The organism is Gilvimarinus sp. 1_MG-2023, from assembly GCF_030548285.1.
In genome coordinates this window covers 1-309 of the sequence record NZ_JAUOSC010000660.1, presented here as the reverse complement: position 1 = coordinate 309, position 309 = coordinate 1, and the positions used below count along the sequence as shown (strand labels likewise).

Below are 309 nucleotides of genomic sequence, written 5' to 3'. Positions count from 1 at the left end.
GGTGGAGGATGTCGAGATTCAGGGCATTCGGCCACCAGTCGGTGTTGGTCTGACCGCTGGATGTCATTGCGCCATGCATGACCGGGCATTTGCCCGCGGATGATTGCGTATTGTCCATGATGAAGCTCCGGTTCTGCTGGTGGGTGGTTGCAACGGTGTATGGCAACCACGCCGGATGAAAGAAATCAGGCTCACGACGATTGGTCTGTTGCTGCTCAGAAAGGTTCGCCGCAAAGGACGTTCTGGGCACAATAAATATCGGCTCGTTGCGCTTGCTGATGTCGTTACTATAGTTGAGCCATTTATAAC

The 309-nt window shown here is 53.4% G+C and carries 1 protein-coding gene; it reads right to left on the bottom strand.

The window, feature by feature from the left end; translation table 11 throughout:
- A partial coding sequence (locus Q4563_RS18520) for a hypothetical protein (protein WP_336623056.1) occupies positions 1–309 on the bottom strand: 309 nt, incomplete at both ends.